Below are 17,793 nucleotides of genomic sequence, written 5' to 3'. Positions count from 1 at the left end.
ATCCGTACATCCTTCGAGGCAACTCATCCGTCCGATCGTGTGGTCATGCATGTTGATCACACTCATCCGACGGCCGGCCCCGACCACCCGGCCGCCTGAGCGAAAGCGGACCATGAGATATCGCACCAGAGTGACGGCACCGGCAGCTCTGCTCGGCACCGTGGCGGCCCTGTCCCTGGCCTCCCCGGCGCACGCGGACCCGGAGACCGGCACCCCTGGCCCGGAGACCCTGGGGGACTCCGTCTTCCCGAGCCTCGGCAACGACGGTTACCGCGTCTTCGCGTACCACCTGGACATCGCGTACGACGCCACGACCCGGCTCGTCGACGCCACGGCGACCCTGGAGATCACCGCCGGCCAGGAGCTGAGCCGTCTCTCCCTGGACGCCCTGGGCCTGGACATACGCACCGTGACCGTGGCGGGCGCGACGGCCGCGTTCGAGCAGGTCGGCGAGAAGCTGCGGATCACTCCCGTCGCCCCGCTGTCCGCGCAGGAGACGGTCACCGTCGTCGTCGCCTACTCGGCCGACCCGCGCCGCTCCCTCGCCCACACCGCCTGGGTCCCCACCCCGGACGGGTTCGCGATCTGCCCCCAGCCCAACTCGGCGCACACCGTCTTCCCGTGCAACGACCACCCCTCGGACAAGGCGGACTTCACCTTCCGCGTCACCGTCCCGGCCGGGCTCAAGGGCGTCGCGAGCGGCCACCTGGTGAGCACCGAGGATCTCGGTGACGGGCGGACCGCGTACTGCTACCGCTCACGGGAGCCCATCGCCACGGAACTCGTGCAGATCACCGTCGGCGACTACGTCATCAAGGACCGCGCAGGGCCGCACGGACTGCCGCTCCGGGACGTCGTCCCGGCCGCCCGGGCCACCGCCCTGGAGCCCGCCCTCGCCCTCACCCCGAACCTGGTGAGCTGGCTCGAACAGCGGCTGGGCGCCTTCCCGTTCGAGACGTACGGCCTTCTGCCCTGCAACTCCGACGACGCGAACGCCTTCGACTTCACGGGCCTGGAGACCCAGACCCTCACCCTGTACAAGCCGAACTTCCTTCTCCAGGCCGAGAAGAGCATCGGCTCGCACATGATGCACGAGCTGGTCCACTCCTACTTCGGCAACAGCGTCAGCCCCGCCTCCTGGGCCGACCTGTGGCTCAACGAGGGCCACGCCGACTTCTACGGGCTGCTGTACCGCTACGAGCGCGGCTGGACCGACTCCCTCGGCCTGACCACGATGGAAGCGCGCATGAAGGACACGTACGCGCGCGGCGACCAGTGGCGGAAGTCCTCGGGCCCGGTCGCGGCGCCGAACGAGGCCAACCTCTTCGACAGCCAGCGCTACCTCGGCGGCGTCCTCGTCCTGTACGCGCTGCGCCAGCTGGTCGGTGAGACGGTCTTCAGCGCCATCGAGCTCACCTTCCTGGAGCGCTTCCGCAACTCGTCGGCGTCGACGGACGACTACATAGCCGTCGCCTCGGAGGTCTCAGGCACGGACCAGTCCGGCTTCCTGCGGGACTGGCTGTACGGCACGAAGACCCCGCGGATGCCCGGCCACCCGGACTGGACCGTGACCCCGGTGGTGTCGACCCTGCGCACACCGCAGAGCCGGCCCAGCGGCTCCCACGACAACTCGGCGACCCTGTAGGGCCCGTCGTCACGTCCCCGTTCCCGTCTGCCCCGCGGCCGGGGCCGATGCCCGAGGTACGTGCTCTCGCCACGGCGGGCGCGAAGGCCGGCCGCCGGGCGGACGACGGGAATGTGACGACAGGCCGTGGGGGCCGAGCCCCGGTCAGTCGAGCCGGGCGGACGATACCTCGCCCGGCTCGATCACCGTCTCATGGCCACGCTGGTGCGGAATCGACACCGACCCCTGCTGGAGGGCCACCGTCCGCGTGGGCGCCGGAATGCGGATGCCCTCCTGGCGGTAGCGCCTGTGCAGCTGCTTGATGAACTCGTGCTTGATCCGGAACTGGTCGCTGAACTCCCCGACGCCCAGGATCACCGTGAAGCCGATCCGGGAGTCGCCGAAGGTGTGGAACCGGACCAGCGGCTCGTGCTCCGGGAGCGCGCCCTCGACCTCCGTCATGACCTGGGCGACGACCTCGCAGGTGACCCGCTCGACGTGCTCGAGATCGCTGTCGTAGGCCACCCCGACCTGCACCAGGATCGTCAACTGCTGCTCGGGACGCATGAAGTTGGTCATGTTCGTCTTGGCGAGCTCCCCGTTGGGGACGACGATCAGGTTGTTGGAGAGCGCGCGGACCGTCGTCTGACGCCAGTTGATGTCCTCGACGTAGCCCTCCTCGCCGCTGCTCAGACGGATGTAGTCGCCGGGCTGGACGGTCTTGGAGGCCAGGATGTGGATGCCCGCGAAGAGGTTGGCGAGGGTGTCCTGAAGGGCGAGCGCGACCGCGAGGCCGCCGACGCCCAGCGCGGTGAGCATGGGCGCTATGGAGATGCCGAGGGTCTGGAGCACCACCAGGAAGCCGATCGCGAGAACCAGTACCCGGGTGATGTTGACGAAGATCGTGGCCGAGCCGGCGACCCCGGAGCGGGAGGTGGTGACCGTCCGCACGAGTCCGGCGACGAGGCGGGCCGCCGCCACCGTGACGACGAAGATCAGCAGCACGGTCAGCACCTGGTTGACGGTGTGCTGGACCCCCTTGGTCAGCGGCAGGGCCGCCGCGGCGACGGCCGCGCCGCCCGCGATCGCCGCCGAGGGCACCACGGTCCGCAGAGCGGCCACCATGACGTCGTCACCGCCCCACTTGGTGCGGTCCGCGTGCTTGCCGAGCCACTTGAGCAGCATGCGCAGCAGGAACGCCGCCAAGAGGCCCGCGATCACGGCGATGCCGGCGCCGACCATGTCGTCCATGGTGAGATCCCGTTGAAATGCCGTCACGTTGCCACCTGTTCGAAGTGCGGGAAGTGCGATCGCGTCGGCCGTGTGAAGGTTCCGTGGCCGACGCGACCGCTCATCCTGCCGTATCCGGTACGGGAGTTCGTACCTGGCCGGGAGCCGGATCGCCGTGTTTCGGACGATGCCCGCGGCGCGTTCCGCCTGCTCCCGGCGGGGCGGCGGACTCGTGGTTCCTCGTGTCCGCCGTCACCCATGTCACAGCAGTCCGTCCGATGGCCTCACTCCACCGGCCCGCGCCCCACGGACCCGGCTGAAAACAGCCCCCCTCGCGCGACCGCCACCGGAGCGCCGGGCCCGGGAGGACCTTCACCGACCGGTGACGGGTCCGTGCCACCAGGTCAGCTGACCTTCGGCCGCACCGGCGCACCGCCACCGGAGCACCGAGCCGGGCAGGACCTTCACCGACCGCCGTCGGATCCGGGCCGTCAGGTGAGCTGAGCTTCGGCCGCCCCGGAGTGCCGAGCCCGGCAGGGCCCTCACCGGGCGGTGAACTCTCCGGGCCGCCAGGTCAGATGATCTTCAGTCGGACCAGTGCGCCGAGCGTCAGCGCGCCCGGTACCAGGGGCACCCAGACCGTGATGATCCGGTAGGCGAGCACCACCGCCGTGGCCACGGCCGCCGGACCGCCGGCCGCCACCAGCGCGACCACCAGCGCCGCCTCCACCGAACCGACCCCGCCCGGCGTGGGGACCAGCGCCACCGCACAGGTCGCCGCGAGGTAGGCGAGGGCCATGTGCACCGGCGGCACCGACAGCCCCAGCGCCTGCCCCACCGCGGCCAGACCGGCCGCCTGGAGCGCGGGGAAGGCGAGCGAACCGCCCCACAGCGCCAGCACCCGGGACGGGCGGGTGTGCACCGAGCGGGCCTCGCACAGCGCGGTCCGCAGGAAGGAGCACAGGGCCGTCCGCACCCGGCGGACGCCCACGAGCACGCCCACGGCCACCACCAGCACCCCGCCCAGACCCAGCAGCAGCGGACCGGCGCTCGCGTCGGGCAGCAGCGTGCCCAGCCGCAGCGCGTCGGGGAAGGCGACGAAGAGCGCGGCCAGCAGGGCGAGCCGGCCGATCGACTCCGCCAGCAGATAGAGCGCCAGCGCGGCCGAGGAGCGGGCCAGCGGGACCCCGCACACGGTCATGAAGCGCAGGTTCACCGCGCCCGCGCCGAGACCGGTCGGCAGCAGGTGGTTGGCCGCGCCCGCCGCGAACTGCGTGGCCAGCAGCCGCCGCCGGGGCAGCCGCTCCACGACGGCGCCCTGCCGGGTGAAGGAGGCCGCCACCCAGGTCAGACAGGTGGTGCCGACCGCGGCCAGCAGCCACGGCCACTCGGCGTGCCGCAGATGACCGAAGCCCTCGGCGAGCACGGACCGGTGCCGCACCGCGACGACGGTGACGAGCAGGAGCGGGACCAGACACAGGATCTGGCGGATCCGACGGGCGGGGAGGCGCTGGAGAGGGCGTCCCTGGGGGAGTTCTACCGCTGTCACACCCGGAGAGCTTCTCCGGGCCGCGCCAACGGCGGGTTGCGGAAGCGGGGCCAGGGTCTTACGTACGGTCATCGAGTCCTTCGGTCGGGCAGTCGATGTTCGGGCATTGACCTCAACGACACTTGAGGTCCTACGTTGTCCTCCATGAGCATGGAGACCACAGCCTGGACGCAGCTTCACAGTGTCATGAACGCCGAGCAGGAACGCCGCCCCTTCGCCCGCGCGACCCTGCGCCGCATCGGCGGTTTCGCCCGCCCGCACCGCACGCGCATCGCACGCTTCGTCGTGCTCGGGGTGGCGTCCGCGCTGCTCGCCGTCGCCACGCCCGTACTGGCCGGGCACATCGTCGACGCGATCGTGTCGGGCGACGACGAGGGCACGGTCGTACGCCTGGCCCTGCTCATCGCCCTCATCGCGGTGGCGGAGGCGGCGCTCGGCATCGTCGCCAGACGCCTGTCGTCCTCGCTCGGGGAGGGTCTCATCCTCGATCTCCGGACGGCTGTGTTCGATCATGTGCAGCGCATGCCGGTCGCGTTCTTCACACGTACTCGTACGGGAGCGCTGGTCTCCCGTCTCAACAACGACGTCATCGGCGCGCAGCGCGCCTTCAGCAACACCCTGTCCGGCGTGGTCAGCAACCTGGTCACCCTGCTGCTGACCCTTGTGGTGATGCTCACCCTCTCCTGGCAGATCACCCTGCTCGCCCTCGTGCTGCTCCCGGTGTTCGTGATCCCGGCCCGCCGCATGGGCAGCCGGATGGCCCGGATGCAGCGGGAGGCGGCCACCCTCAACGCGGCCATGGGCACGAGGATGACCGAACGCTTCTCCGCGCCCGGCGCCACCCTGGTCAAGCTGTTCGGCCGCCCCGAGCAGGAGTCCGAGGAGTTCGCGGCCAGGGCCCGCCAGGTCGCGGACATCGGCGTACGGACCGCCACGGCCCAGTCGGTGTTCATCACGGCCCTGACCCTGGTCTCCGCCCTGGCCCTCGCCCTGGTCTACGGCCTCGGCGGCTGGTTCGCCCTGCGCGGCAGCCTGGAACCCGGCGCCGTGGTCTCCCTGGCGCTGCTCCTGACCCGCATGTACGCCCCGCTCACCGCACTGGCCGGAGCCCGCGTCGAGGTGATGAGCGCGCTGGTCAGTTTCGAGCGGGTCTTCGAGGTACTGGACCTGAAACCGCTGATCGAGGACAAGCCGGACGCCCGCGAGGTCCCCGAAGGGCCGGTCGCCGTCGAGTTCTCGGACGTCCGCTTCGGCTACCCCTCCGCCGACAAGGTCTCCCTGGCCTCCCTGGAGGAGGTCGCCTCCCTCGACACCCGCGGCGGCGCCGAGGTCCTGCACGGCCTCTCCTTCCGCGCCGAACCCGGCCAGACCATCGCACTCGTCGGCTCGTCCGGCGCGGGCAAGTCGACCGTCGCCCAGTTGCTGCCCCGCCTGTACGACGTGGACGCGGGTGCCGTCCGCATCGGCGGCGTCGACGTCCGCGACCTGAGCGCCGGTTCCCTGCGGGCGACCCTCGGCATGGTCACCCAGGACGGCCACCTCTTCCACGACACGGTCCGCGCGAACCTGCTGCTGGCCCGCCCGGAGGCCGACGAGGCAGAGCTGTGGGACGCGTTGCGCCGCTCCCGCCTCGACGCCCTCGTACGGTCGCTGCCCGACGGCCTCGACACCGTGGTCGGCGAGCGCGGCTACCGGCTCTCCGGCGGCGAACGCCAGCGCATGACCATCGCCCGGCTCCTGCTGGCCCGCCAGCGCGTCGTCATCCTTGACGAGGCCACCGCCCACCTGGACAACACCTCCGAGGCCGCCGTGCAGGAGGCGCTCACCGAGGCCCTGGAGGGCAGGACGGCGATCGTGATCGCCCACCGGCTGTCGACGGTCCGCGCGGCCGACCAGATCCTCGTGGTCGAGGACGGGCAGATCGTGGAACGCGGCACGCACGACGAACTGCTCGTACTCGACGGCCGGTACGCGGAGCTGTACCGGACCCAGTTCGCGTCACACGGCGACGGGGCGACGGAGACCGTGGCGGCGAGCGAGGCCGTGGCCTGAGCGACGGCGTGTCCCCGGCCCGGAGGACACCGGCGGGTCAGGGAACGAGCCGCTGCTGGTGGCCCGCTCGCCATTCGACGAGCAGGACGGTGGCGTCGTCGTCCAGGCGGCCGCGGTGGTGGTCGAGGACCGCGTGCATCAGGCGACGCAGGGTCTCGTGGAGTGTCTGGCGGTCGGAGTGGTGACGGACGATGAAGTCAACGAACCGGTCGCGCCCGAACCTGCGCCCCCCGGCGTCACGGGCGTCGATGACCCCGTCGGTGTACAGCAGCAGCCGGTCGTCCGGCTCCAGCTGGTGTCGGCTGACGACGATCGGCAGCCCGAGGCCGGCGCCCATCGGCCCGGCCGGTTCGACATTCCAGCGGTTGTCGCGGATGAGTCGGCCACCGAGCTCGCCGACCAGTTGTCGGCGAAGGTGGCCAGTTCCTCGCGCAGGGCCTGCTCCGGAGGAAGGCCGTCGATCCGGTGGGGTTGAGCCGAACCTGCTCGGTCGGCTGACCGCTGGAGGCTTCACAGCGGAGTCAGCCGATGGCCTGGGAGTCTTGGCGGGAGGCCATCGCCTCCCGCCGCTCCTGTCAGGCCGGAGCCACCACGGGCAGGACGATGCGGGACGGCCGGGTGGGGTCGTGGAAGATCTGCTGGCGGGCCACTCGGGGTGTGGTCGCGGTCTCCTCGGGTTCGCCCGTGTTGAGGTTGCGGTCCCAGCGCGGGAAGTTGCTGGAGGTGATCTGGACCCGTATCCGGTGCCCGGCCCGGAAGACGATGCTGGTCGACCACAGGTCCACGACATGCTCGGCGGCCTCGCCCGGCGTCGCTTCCCGTACCCGCAGGATGCCGTCGGTCACGTTGCGGGAGACACCGTGCTCGTCGACGTCACACAGCCGTGCCACCCAGTCGGTCGAGGGCCCGTCCGTGGCGGCGAAGAGCACTGCCCGGACCCGGCCGGTCACCTCGACGTCCTGGGAAAGGGGCTCGGTGGTGAAGACCAGGACGTCCTCGCGCGCCTCCACGTCCCTCTGGTCGAGCGGCCCGGGCCGGAAGTCGTCGGTCAGCAGGAGCGCCCCGCCGACTGTGCGCACCGGATTCGCCGGGTCGTAGGTGAACTCCTCGGCCTCCTCGGTGACGGGCGGCGGCTCCTGTGTCAGACGTCCGTCCGCGCGCAGGTGGAAGTCCGTGTCCACGGCCCGCGACAGGGGCCATTCCGTTTCCTCGCGCCACTGGTTGACGCCCATGACGAACAGCAGCACGTTGCCCGTGTCCGGCTCCAGCGGCTCACCGTCGCCGATCGTGCGCTGGTACCAGTCGAGCTGGAGGCCGTGCAGGGGTCCGCGCATGCCCATGAAGGCGGAGTTCGCGGCGAAGCCGAAGTTGACGTCGCCGATGACGTGCTGCTGGTTGGCGTGACTCCACGGACCCATGATCAGCGTGGCGGACCGGCCGGCCCGGCGCATGGCGGTGAAGTTGTCGAGCGTGCCCTGGGTGAAGATGTCGTACCAGCCGCCGACCTGGAAGGTGGGCAGGTCGACCTCGTCGTGCCGGCCCTGGACGCGGCAGACCCGCGCCCACTCGGGTTCCCGCCGGGACCGCTCGTAGCCCAGCTCGGGTAGAGCGTGCCGGGCGAACGCGGGGAAGTGCCCGGCGGGCAGCTCGCCGTAACCCTCACCGGCCAGGCCGTCGAAATCCTGCACCAGCTCGCCGAGGCTGCCGACGAGCGTGGCGGGGTCGGTGCCGTGCCGGCGCATCAGCGCGTCGGCGCCCATCATGAGGGTCCAGGGCGCGGTGATACCGAGCTCGATCGCGCCACCGCGCGTCCACAGGCCGTCGTCCGGATCGGACCACGCGACCACCGGCGCGATCGCCTTCAGCTCCGGCGGCTTGGACAGCGCCGCCATCCACTGCGTGTGGCCGAAATAGCTGGCGCCGATCATGCCGACGGAGCCGTTCGCGCCGGGAAGGGCGGCGGCCCACCGTACGGTGTCGTACCCGTCGTTCTCCTCATGGGTCCACGGCTCCCAGTCCCCCTCGGACGCGAACCGGCCGCGGGTGTCCTGGATGACCGTCAAGAAGCCACGCCTGGCCGCCCCCAGGGGATCGAGGACTGCGACCGCCAGGGGCATCTGCTTCCCGTACGGCAGACGGCTCAGCAGCACCGGCCACGGTCCTGTGCCCCCGGGTCGGTAGACATCGGCGCGCAGCACGGTCCCGTCACGCATCTCGGCCGGAACGTCGAACTCGATCTGGATGTCTGCCATGTACGGCTCCTTCGGGGCGACGACGCTGTCTCCCGACATGGTCGAACCACGTCCCGTCGCGCACTACACCCGAACGGGGGTGACCACGGCACCCACGGGGTCGTCACGCGGCCACGTGCCGGCACCCGGTCCGAGGGCCGGGACCAGTCCTGCTCGCTCTGGACGAGGCTCTGCGTGGACGAGGCTCTCCGTAGACGAGGCGGACAGGGGCCTCGACTTCGGCGTTGTGCAAGCGAGCCACGATGAAACGCCGGCCAGGCCCGGGTGCACGGCACTGAGAGACGGTCAGGCCGCCGTGTTCAGCAGGTCGGCCAGGATGTCGGGCCGTTCCAGGGCGATGAAGTGGCCGGCCTTCGGCACCTGCGTGAAGTCGGCGGCGGGCAGGAGCTGCTTGTTGGCCTCCCGGTCCGAGACGCGGGACCAGTCCTTCTCTCCGTAGACGAAGTGGACGGGAGCCTTGACCTCGGGATAGCGCGAGCGGGCCGCGATGAGGCTGGGCAGGGCCTGGTAAACGGCCCGGGCGACGGTCGGGTAGCCGGGACGGGTGCCCACCTTGAGGAGCTCGTCCACGTAGTCCTCGCGCAGCGCGCTCTTGTCGCCCAGGCCGCCCTGAAGGATCTTGCGGAGGGCGGGCTTGGGCTCCACCCCGGCGATCACCGGGCCCACCCCCGGGGCGAGGACACCGCTGACGACCACGCGGGCGAGGAGGCTGGAGCGGGCGATCCCGTCACGGAAGTCGTACGTGTTGACCGCGACGACGCGCCGCACCCGCTCCGGCAGATCGGCCGCGGCGGTCAGGGCGAGCACCGCCCCCATGGACTCCCCGACCAACGTCACGTCGTGCAGGTCGAGTTCGGTCAGCAGCCGCTCGACGCCCGCGCGCATCGCCGGCTCGTCGTACGACGCCCCGGGCACGATCTCGGAATAGCCCATCCCCGGCAGATCGAGGGCGTACACGGTGTACTGGTCCGCGATCAACGGGATGAGGAGGCGGAAGTGCTCGGCCTGGGTGCGCACGGTGTGCAGCAGAACCAGCGGAGCACCGGTGCCCGCCTTGAGGTAGCGCAGCGTCCCCTCACGGCTGTTGCGTCCTGCGCGCGGGGCGATGGTGTGTGTGGTGGTCCCCGGGATGTGCATCGTGGGACGTGCGTCCTGGCTGGGCATCTCGCGGTCTCCTCGTCCTACTTGGCCAGCTGGGCGTACAGCCCGGCCAGGTCGCCGGCCAGGCCCGCCTTGACCTGACGAGTGATGTCGTCGGCGAGCACCTCGTACGCGCCCGTCTCGACCCCGTCGAGGGCGAGTGCGGCGACGTCACGAGGGCTGGACTTGGGTGCCTCTACGCCCACCGTCAGGTCCGTGTCGACGTATGCGACGTGCAGTCCCGTCACGGCGATGCCGCGCGGCTGCAACTCCAGGCGCAGGGAGTTGGACTGCGACCACAGGGCGGCCTTGGAGGCGCTGTAGGAGCCGCCGAGGGCCAGCCACGAGAGTACGGAGTGCACGTTGAGTATGTGGCCGCCGCCGTTGCGCTCGATGACCGGGACGAAGGCCCGGGTGAGAAGCAGCGGGCCGTAGAAGTTGGTCTCGAACTCCCTGCGTACGTCGTCGACCGGGGAGTCGAGGAAGGACGCGCCGACCGAGGCACCCGCGTTGTTGATCAGCACGGTGACGTCCTGCGCCTGTGCGGCGGCCGCCGCCACGGAAGCCGGGTCGGTGACCTCCAGCGCCACCGGCACGGCGTCCGGATGCGTCACGCTGCGCGGGTCGCGGGCCGTGGCGTAGACCTTCGCGGCTCCACGCGTGTACAGCTCCTCCACCAGAGCCTTGCCGATGCCCCGGCTGCCGCCGGTGACGAAGACGTTTGCGCCCTTAAGAGCGGTCATGACTGACTCCACAAGAATCGGAAAACGATCGGTTTCCATGAGGGTAAACCGATCGGTTTCACAGTGCAAGTCCATCGGGGGGATTCGTCGGGTGAGGCTGTTCACGTCCACCTGGCGGGGTCATGAAAACCGATCGGTTTCCATTCTGTTGGAATCGAGTTAACCTCACCGTATGACCACAGAAGTGAAGGTAAGCCCCAGGGAGCGGCTGCTGGAGGCGGCGGCGACGCTCACCTATCGAGACGGCGTCGGCATCGGCGTCGAGGCGCTGTGCAGGGCGGCGGGAGTGTCGAAGCGCTCCATGTACCAGCTGTTCGAGAGCAAGGACGAACTGCTCGCGGCGACGCTGGAGCAGCGCACCGCCGGCTATGTGGCGGCACTCCTGCCCACCGCGGACGACGACTGGTCACCCCGGAAGCGGATCCTGTACGTCTTCGAGCAGGTGGAGTCGCAGTCGCGAGCACCCGGCTTCCACGGCTGCCCCTTTCTGGCCGCGCAGGTCGAGCTCAAGGACCGGAGTCACCCCGCGAGCCGAGTCGCCCATGGGGTCAAGGGGTACCTGACCGCCTTCTTCCGCGGCGAGGCCGTGCAGGGAGGGGCGAGCGATCCCGATCTGCTGGCCCGGCAGCTCAGCATGGTCCTCGACGGTGCCAGCGCCCGCGCGGGCATCGGAGCGGACGAAATGGCGGGGCTCGTCGCACCCACGGTGATCACCCTGCTCGACGCGGCGGGCGTGCGCTGACACGTCGTCCCCGCAGAACGCTGCCGTGCCGCCCGGCGCGCGGGAGGACCCCGCTTCCATCGCCCGGACCCGGCAGCCTCACCTGGCGGCCGGGCGACGGCGATGACGCTTGATTCCGCGCAGATCGTGCAGATCGCGCAGGTGAGAAGCCTGCTCGTCACGGCGCACGATGTCGTCGAAGGCCTTCGATTCGAAGGCGTGCCGATGTACAGTGAGCGCCGCCCCCGACCTGCAGAGCCGGCGGGGAGCCGTCTTCCAGGAGTCCACAATGCTGCGCACCATGTTCAAGTCCAAGATCCACCGAGCCACCGTCACCCAGGCCGACCTGCACTACGTGGGATCGGTGACCATCGACGCGGACCTTCTCGACGCCGCCGACCTGCTGCCCGGTGAGCTCGTCCACATCGTCGACATCACCAACGGCGCCCGACTGGAGACCTACGTCATCGAGGGCGAGCGCGGGTCGGGCGTGATCGGCATCAACGGTGCCGCCGCCCATCTCGTCCACCCCGGCGATCTGGTGATCATCATCAGTTACGCTCAAGTGACCGACGCCGAGGCGCGGGCGCTGCGACCCCGGGTCGTGCACGTGGACGGCGACAACCGCATCGTGGCCCTGGGCGCCGACCCGTCCGAGCCGGTGCCGGGTTCGGACCAGGAGCGCAGCCCGCAGGCGGTGCCGGCCTGACCTGCTGCTCGACGACCTTCGGACCAGGAGCGTGCCCATGAGCGACATCGAGATCCGCGACGACCGACAGGCCGGGCGCCTGGAGGCCATCGGTTCCGGGGGAGGCGAAGTCGTCGGCCACATCCAGTACTTCGTCCTCGAATCCCCTGGGCGCGCCCTGGTCCCGGTCCACACCATCGTGGAACCGGCCCACGAGGGACAGGGCATCGCGGGCTCCCTGGCCCGTGAGCTCTACACCATCGCCGCGCGCGAAGGCGTCGCCGTCGCCCCGTTGTGCCCGTACGTCGTCAAGTGGGCCGAACGCCACCCGGACGAGGCCCCCGCGGCCGACCCGGAACTCCTGCGCGCGGCCAAGGACTGGCTGAGGGCCAACCCCGAGGGCTTCTGAGCCGAACCGTTGCCCTCCAACGGGTGACTGCCGTCGCCGTCCGCGGGTACGCGGGGGAGTGATCCAGAGCCGACGTCGACCGACAGGCTGGAGGACACGATGACCAACCCGTACCCCGAACCGGTCCCACCGGGCCCCACGCCAGGCCCCACACCGGGCCCGGCCCCGGATCCCCCCTCGCCCCCGGTACCGTCCCCGGGCCCCTACCCGGCACCCGACCCGTCGCCCGTCCCGCCCGGTCCGGAGCCCTTGCCGACCCCGGAACCGGGTCCTCCGCTCACCTGAACCAAAAGTGGGGCGGCACGCAAGTGCCGCCCCACCGCAACTCCCTGAAGGTGCGGGGAACTTCGCGATCAGCCCCCACGCACCCGCCGAGGCCCTCCTACGAGGTCACCTCGGACCGGTCGCCACCCCACAACGTGTGGAACGACCCCTCCTGGCCCACCTTCTGGTAGGTGTGAGCGCCGAAGAAGTCCCGCTGCCCCTGCGTGAGCGCGGCCGGCAGACGCTCGGCGCGCAGTGCGTCGTAGTAGGCCAGCGCCGCGGAGAACCCGGGCACCGGCACCCCCTGCTGCGTCGCCGCGATGATCACGTCGCGCCAGTCGTCCTGCGCCGAGGCGATCTCCTGGGCGAAGGTGTCGTCCGAGAGCAGGCTCGGCAGGTCCGCGCGGGTGTCGTACGCGGCCCGGATACGGTCCAGGAAGGCCGCGCGGATGATGCAGCCGCCGCGCCAGATCGCGGACACGGCACCCAGGTCGATGTCCCAGTCGTACTCCTCGCGGGCAGCCGAGATCTCGTGGAAGCCCTGCGTGTACGACACGATCTTCGAGGCGTACAGCGCCTGCTCGACGCGGTCGGCGAAGGCGCCGGCCTCGGACTCCGAGAGGGCGGACGCCTTGGGCCCGGCGAGACCGCGGGACGCCTCCCGCAGCTCCGCGTGGCCGGACAGGGACCGCGCGAAGACGGCCTCCGCGATGCCGGACACCGGGACACCCAGGTCGAGGGCGATCTGCACGGTCCAGCGGCCGGTGCCCTTCTGCTCGGCCTGGTCCACCACGACGTCCACGAACGGCTTGCCCGTCGCCGCGTCCACGTGGGACAGCACCTCGGCCGTGATCTCGATCAGATACGAGTCCAGGCGGCCGGTGTTCCAGGTGCGGAAGATGTCGGCGATCTGGGCGGGGGAGTATCCGGCCACGTCCCGCAGCAGCTGGTACGCCTCGCCGATCAGCTGCATGTCGGCGTACTCGATGCCGTTGTGGACCATCTTCACGAAGTGCCCGGCGCCGTCGGGACCGACGTGCGTCACACAGGGCGCCCCGTCCGCCGCCTTCGCGGAGATCTTCTCCAGCATCGGGCCGAGAGAGTCGTACGACTCCTTCGGGCCACCCGGCATGATGCTCGGGCCGAGCAGCGCGCCCTCCTCGCCGCCGGAGACGCCCATGCCGACGAAGTGGATGCCCTGCTCGCGCAGGTCGCGCTCCCGGCGCCGGGTGTCCGCGAAGTGCGCGTTGCCACCGTCGATGATCATGTCGCCGGGTTCGAGGAGAGGCGCGAACTCCTGGATCACCGCGTCCGTCGGCTCACCGGCCTTCACCATGATGACCAGCCGGCGCGGCCGTTCCAGGGCCGCCACGAACTCCTTGGCGGTCTCCGCCGCGACGAAGTCGCCCTCGCTCCCGAACTCCTCGACCAGGGCGTGCGTGCGCGACGCGGTCCGGTTGTGCAGGGCGACCGTATAGCCGTTGCGGGCGAAGTTGCGGGCCAGGTTGCGGCCCATGACCGCGAGGCCCGTGACGCCGATCTGCGCTGTTGTGCTCATACCGCCTGCTCCCAAAAGATCCTGTGGATCGCGTAGGTCATGTATCGCTGCTGCCGGTCGTGCTTGTCAGTATCGTCCACCGGTCATCCTGGCTTGTCGGAGGACGGTCCGCACACCAGGGATACGGCTCGCGCGGCTCTTTGTGTTCAGCCGGGGACGGCGGTTCGACGCGCGCTCGCAGGCGGCTGGTTGCCGTCTTGTCATGGCCTGTTCGCAGCGCTTACTTTTGCCCCTCCTGGCGCATGACGCATGTCGTAGGGGGAGGCCCTTCATGGCCGTACGTGGTCGGCACCGCCGGTATCAGCCGAACAGGATCAACCGCGCATCGCTCACCGTCACGGCGGGCGGTGTCGGCATCGCGGTTCCGCTCATCGGCACCGGCGCCGCCCACGCGGCCGACGTGGACACGTGGAACAAGGTCGCCGCGTGCGAGTCCAGCCACAACTGGAGCATCAACACCGGCAACGGCTACTACGGCGGGCTCCAGTTCACCCAGTCCACCTGGGAGGCGTACGGCGGCACCCGGTACGCGGCGCGCGCCGATCTGGCCACCAAGGACCAGCAGATCGCCGTGGCGGAGAAGGTGCTGGACGGACAGGGTCCGGGCGCCTGGCCAGCCTGCTCGGTGCGGGCCGGGCTCACCCGCGGCGGCTCCGCCCCGGACGTGCACCCCGCCGGGACGCCGGGCACGACCGGGAAAACGGCCTCCGCGCGGGACGTCCGGCCGCAGACCACACCGCAGTCGCGAGCCGGGACCGCCGAGATGTACACCGTGGTCCGCGGCGACTCGCTCTCCGGGATCGCCGACGCCCAGAAGGTCCGCGGCGGCTGGCGGGGGCTGTACGCCGCCAACCGGAAGACCGTCGGCGCCGACCCCGACCTCATCCTGCCCGGGCAGCGGCTCGCACTGCGCGCCACCGCGGGCACGACCAGCACCGCCGGTACCAAGACGACGAAGAAGCCCTCCTCCGACACCCACAAGGCGACGAGGAAGGCCACGAGGAAGGCCACGGACACGGGCATGGTCGCCCCCGTGGACGCCTCCCTCGGCACCCCGTACCGCAAGGCGGGCTCCGCCTGGTCGAAGGGCTACCACACCGGCGTCGACTTCCCGGTGCCCACCGGGACCACCGTCAAGGCGGTGGCGGCCGGAACGGTGGTCACCTCCGGGTGGGGCGGGTCCTTCGGGTACCAGGTGGTGATCCGGCACGACGACGGCCGCTACACGCAGTACGCCCACCTGTCCGCGATCTCCGTGAAGTCCGGGCAGACCGTGGGCGGCGGGCAGCGGATAGGCCGGTCGGGCTCCACCGGCAACAGCTCGGGCCCGCATCTGCACTTCGAGGTGCGGACGGGGCCCGGCTTCGGTTCCGACGTCGACCCGCTGGCCTATCTCAGGACCGGCGGCGTCAGGATTTGACACGGGTTCGGTGCCGGTCGAGTACCGGCATCGGGACATACGCGGAGCCGTAGAAGGAGCCGTAGTACGCCGGGGGCTCCTCGCCCGGCTCCAGCCGCTCCGGGGAGGGGCCGTCCGACGGTGCCGCCTCGGGCAGGGCGGGGGCCGGGACGAGCAGTTCCTCGCGCAGGGCGGCGACCTTCTCGGCGAGCACGTCCTCCCGCGGCGACTGCGCCGCCCCGGCAGGCTCGTCGGCGAAGCCGGCCTCGCGCAGGGCGGCCGGGACCGGCTCCTCGACGGGCGCCGGTACGAACACGTCCGCGCGGTCGGCCGTCGCGGGGTCCGGCTCCGCGTGGGTGCGCTGGAGCCGTTCCGTCGTCAGCAGGATCAGGCCGCCCGCCGCCACCACACCGCAGCCCAGGGCGAGCATGGTGCCCGTGGCGCCGTAGCGGAAGGTTTCGCCGAACATCGTGATGCCGACCGCGGCCGCCACCACCGGGTTCACGACCGTCAGGGTGGCCAGCGGCGCCGCGAGTCCCGCACCGCGGTAGGAGGCCTGCGACAGCATCAGGCCGGCCGTGGCCAGGACGCCGATCGCGGCCAGCGCGGGCAGGTCCGCCGCCGACACGCCGCCGCTCCAGTCGACGGCGACCGTCTTGGTGAACACCGAGGACATGCCGAACGCTATGCCGGACGCGGTCGCGAGCAGCACGCTGCGCACCACCGGGTGCCGGTGCGCGGCACGGCCCGCGATCATCAGCGCGACCACCGCGGCCGCCGTCGCCAGCCCGGCGAACACCCGCTGGGCCGTGCTAAGGGACTGCGCGTCCGAGGTGCCCACCAGGGAGAGCAGACCGGCCAGACCCACCGTCGCCATGATCGCGCCCCGCCAGGCGGTGGCCCCGGCCTTGCGGTGCACGAACAGCGCGGCCATCGGCAGCGCGAACACGATCGTCAGGGCGCCCAGCGGCTGGACCAGGCTGAGCGGGCCGTAGGCGAGCGCCACCACGTGCAGCAGTCCGCCGAGGCCGTTGAGCGCGACCGCCGCCCACCAGCCCGGCCGACGCAGCGGCGCGAACTGCTCGTCGGGGTGCGACACGGCGACCTGCTCCTGCACGATCGCTCCGCCCGCGTAGGCGACGGCGGAGACGAGCGAGAGGAGCACGGACAACGCGAGGGCACTCATGAGCTGCTCCTCTGCGTGAGGCGGGGGCTGGCTGCCCGGCGCGACGAACGGTCGTCTTCCATGACCAACACGATGCCCGGAAAAGTTCTTCCCGTCGTCGTACCTGAGCAGGCAATGGGTCCTACTGCCGATGGAGTACAAAAGGGTCCGTGTCCTCCCCAAGACGGGTGACACGGGGTGGAGGCCCCCTGGTGGGCACCCCTAGGGGTCTTGGTACTACTGCTGGTCGTGGACCTGAACCCGGATCTGGTGGCGCTTCGACCGCTCGGCGCCTTCTTCGTACTACGGACGATCGGCGGCGCTCCCGGCGAACCGCACCCGGCGCTGCCGACCCTCGCACAAGTCTACGAGAACCAGGCTTCGGATGTTTACGTAAATTCCATGACTTTTCGGGTCAGGAAGGTCGCCGGCGCCCTGAACGCCCCCGAGCTGCGGATCGCCGCCTCCATCGCCCACCAGGGCCTCGCGGCGCGGCTGTGGTCGGTGGCGCTCGGCTGCGCGGTCCTGTACGGCCGCATCCCCGACCTCGCCCCGGACCGGCTGCACTGGGACCCCGACGCGAGCGCGCCCGACGACCTGTGGCTGGACGGGGTGCGGCCGCTCCCCGGGGACGCCGGGACGATCGCCGACGTCGTGCTGCGCGGGCACCTCGAACCGCTGACGGCGGCCCTGCACGCCGAGTACCGGCTCGCCACCGGACTGCTGTGGGGCAACGCCGCCTCGGCACTCGTGGGCGCCGCCCGTCAGCTGGGCCGCCGTACGGACCTCTCCGCCCGGGCCCGCGGTCTCGCGGCGGACCTCCTCGCCCACCCCCTGCTCGCCGGCACGCTCGACGGCAGCACCCTGCGGCGCCGCAGCTGCTGTCTGTACTACCGGTTGCCGGGCGGTGGCGTGTGCGGTGACTGTTGCTTCACACGAGCCCCGCGCTCTTCCCCAGGCGGCGCATCTGAGTGACCATGAAGTCGACCAGCTCTGAGA

Annotated in this window: 15 protein-coding genes and 1 pseudogene; 7 read left to right on the top strand and 9 right to left on the bottom strand. The window is 71.1% G+C overall.

Features of this window, described 5'->3' with window-relative positions; all coding sequences use genetic code 11:
* Window positions 1-112 precede the first annotated feature (112 nt).
* Complete coding sequence (locus ACZ48Z_RS10635) at window positions 113-1,645, top strand: M1 family metallopeptidase (RefSeq protein WP_468735442.1); 1,533 nt, start codon at window positions 113-115, stop codon at window positions 1,643-1,645.
* A 144-nt stretch (window positions 1,646-1,789) separates the two neighbouring features.
* On the opposite strand, the gene ACZ48Z_RS10630 is transcribed toward ACZ48Z_RS10635, so the two are convergent.
* Window positions 1,790-2,875 carry a mechanosensitive ion channel family protein gene (locus ACZ48Z_RS10630; protein WP_468735643.1) on the bottom strand — a complete coding sequence of 362 codons (1,086 nt, stop codon included), beginning with the start codon at window positions 2,873-2,875 and terminating at the stop codon, window positions 1,790-1,792.
* A 553-nt stretch (window positions 2,876-3,428) separates the two neighbouring features.
* Window positions 3,429-4,403, bottom strand: coding sequence for a lysylphosphatidylglycerol synthase transmembrane domain-containing protein (locus ACZ48Z_RS10625; RefSeq protein ID WP_468735441.1), 975 nt, complete (start codon window positions 4,401-4,403; stop codon window positions 3,429-3,431).
* Between the two features lie 150 nt (window positions 4,404-4,553).
* On the opposite strand from ACZ48Z_RS10625, the gene ACZ48Z_RS10620 reads away from it, so the two are divergent.
* Entirely contained in the window at window positions 4,554-6,455 is a 1,902-nt protein-coding gene (locus ACZ48Z_RS10620) for an ABC transporter ATP-binding protein (RefSeq protein WP_468735642.1), read from the top strand.
* 37 nt (window positions 6,456-6,492) lie between these two features.
* Here the strand turns inward: ACZ48Z_RS10620 and ACZ48Z_RS10615 are convergent.
* The 4 genes and pseudogenes from ACZ48Z_RS10615 to ACZ48Z_RS10600 all read right to left on the bottom strand — a co-directional run.
* Window positions 6,493-6,834, bottom strand: a pseudogene (locus ACZ48Z_RS10615) (PP2C family protein-serine/threonine phosphatase); the annotation flags it as partial.
* A 196-nt stretch (window positions 6,835-7,030) separates the two neighbouring features.
* Window positions 7,031-8,707, bottom strand: a complete 1,677-nt coding sequence (locus ACZ48Z_RS10610; protein ID WP_468735440.1) for a CocE/NonD family hydrolase — start codon at window positions 8,705-8,707, stop codon at window positions 7,031-7,033.
* A gap of 285 nt (window positions 8,708-8,992) precedes the next feature.
* Window positions 8,993-9,871, bottom strand: a complete 879-nt coding sequence (locus ACZ48Z_RS10605; protein ID WP_468735439.1) for an alpha/beta fold hydrolase — start codon at window positions 9,869-9,871, stop codon at window positions 8,993-8,995.
* 17 nt (window positions 9,872-9,888) lie between these two features.
* Complete coding sequence (locus ACZ48Z_RS10600; protein WP_468735438.1) at window positions 9,889-10,590, bottom strand: SDR family oxidoreductase; 702 nt, start codon at window positions 10,588-10,590, stop codon at window positions 9,889-9,891.
* Between the two features lie 172 nt (window positions 10,591-10,762).
* Between ACZ48Z_RS10600 and ACZ48Z_RS10595 the strand changes: the two genes are divergently transcribed.
* A complete protein-coding gene (locus ACZ48Z_RS10595; protein WP_468735437.1) occupies window positions 10,763-11,332 on the top strand; it encodes a TetR/AcrR family transcriptional regulator in 570 nt (189 codons plus the stop codon).
* 78 nt (window positions 11,333-11,410) lie between these two features.
* On the opposite strand, the gene ACZ48Z_RS10590 is transcribed toward ACZ48Z_RS10595, so the two are convergent.
* Window positions 11,411-11,614: a hypothetical protein gene (locus ACZ48Z_RS10590; RefSeq protein ID WP_468735436.1), complete on the bottom strand. Its 204-nt coding sequence runs from the start codon at window positions 11,612-11,614 to the stop codon at window positions 11,411-11,413.
* On the opposite strand from ACZ48Z_RS10590, the gene panD reads away from it, so the two are divergent.
* Together panD and ACZ48Z_RS10580 are read left to right on the top strand one after the other, a co-directional pair.
* Window positions 11,601-12,020: an aspartate 1-decarboxylase gene (gene panD, locus ACZ48Z_RS10585; RefSeq protein WP_390705696.1), complete on the top strand. Its 420-nt coding sequence runs from the start codon at window positions 11,601-11,603 to the stop codon at window positions 12,018-12,020. The genes ACZ48Z_RS10590 and panD overlap by 14 nt on opposite strands.
* Before the next feature lie 37 nt (window positions 12,021-12,057).
* Window positions 12,058-12,408, top strand: a complete 351-nt coding sequence (locus ACZ48Z_RS10580) for a GNAT family N-acetyltransferase (RefSeq protein ID WP_468735435.1) — start codon at window positions 12,058-12,060, stop codon at window positions 12,406-12,408.
* Between the two features lie 382 nt (window positions 12,409-12,790).
* Here the strand turns inward: ACZ48Z_RS10580 and gndA are convergent, their stop codons facing one another.
* Complete coding sequence (gndA, locus tag ACZ48Z_RS10575) at window positions 12,791-14,230, bottom strand: NADP-dependent phosphogluconate dehydrogenase (protein ID WP_468735434.1); 1,440 nt, start codon at window positions 14,228-14,230, stop codon at window positions 12,791-12,793.
* Window positions 14,231-14,501: 271 nt separating this feature from the next.
* On the opposite strand from gndA, the gene ACZ48Z_RS10570 reads away from it, so the two are divergent.
* Entirely contained in the window at window positions 14,502-15,650 is a 1,149-nt protein-coding gene (locus tag ACZ48Z_RS10570; protein WP_468735433.1) for a transglycosylase family protein, read from the top strand.
* Here the strand turns inward: ACZ48Z_RS10570 and ACZ48Z_RS10565 are convergent.
* A complete protein-coding gene (locus tag ACZ48Z_RS10565) occupies window positions 15,640-16,815 on the bottom strand; it encodes a DMT family transporter (protein WP_468735432.1) in 1,176 nt (391 codons plus the stop codon). The two genes, ACZ48Z_RS10570 and ACZ48Z_RS10565, sit on opposite strands and share 11 nt — an antisense overlap.
* Window positions 16,816-17,025: 210 nt before the next feature.
* On the opposite strand from ACZ48Z_RS10565, the gene ACZ48Z_RS10560 reads away from it, so the two are divergent.
* A complete protein-coding gene (locus tag ACZ48Z_RS10560) occupies window positions 17,026-17,769 on the top strand; it encodes a (2Fe-2S)-binding protein (protein WP_468735431.1) in 744 nt (247 codons plus the stop codon).
* The last annotated feature ends 24 nt before the right edge of the window (window positions 17,770-17,793 follow it).

The sequence above is a fragment of the Streptomyces sp. NPDC031225 genome, from assembly GCF_055570355.1.
The sequence above is the reverse complement of the archived record's forward strand: the minus strand, read 5'-3'. Positions and strand labels throughout refer to the sequence as shown.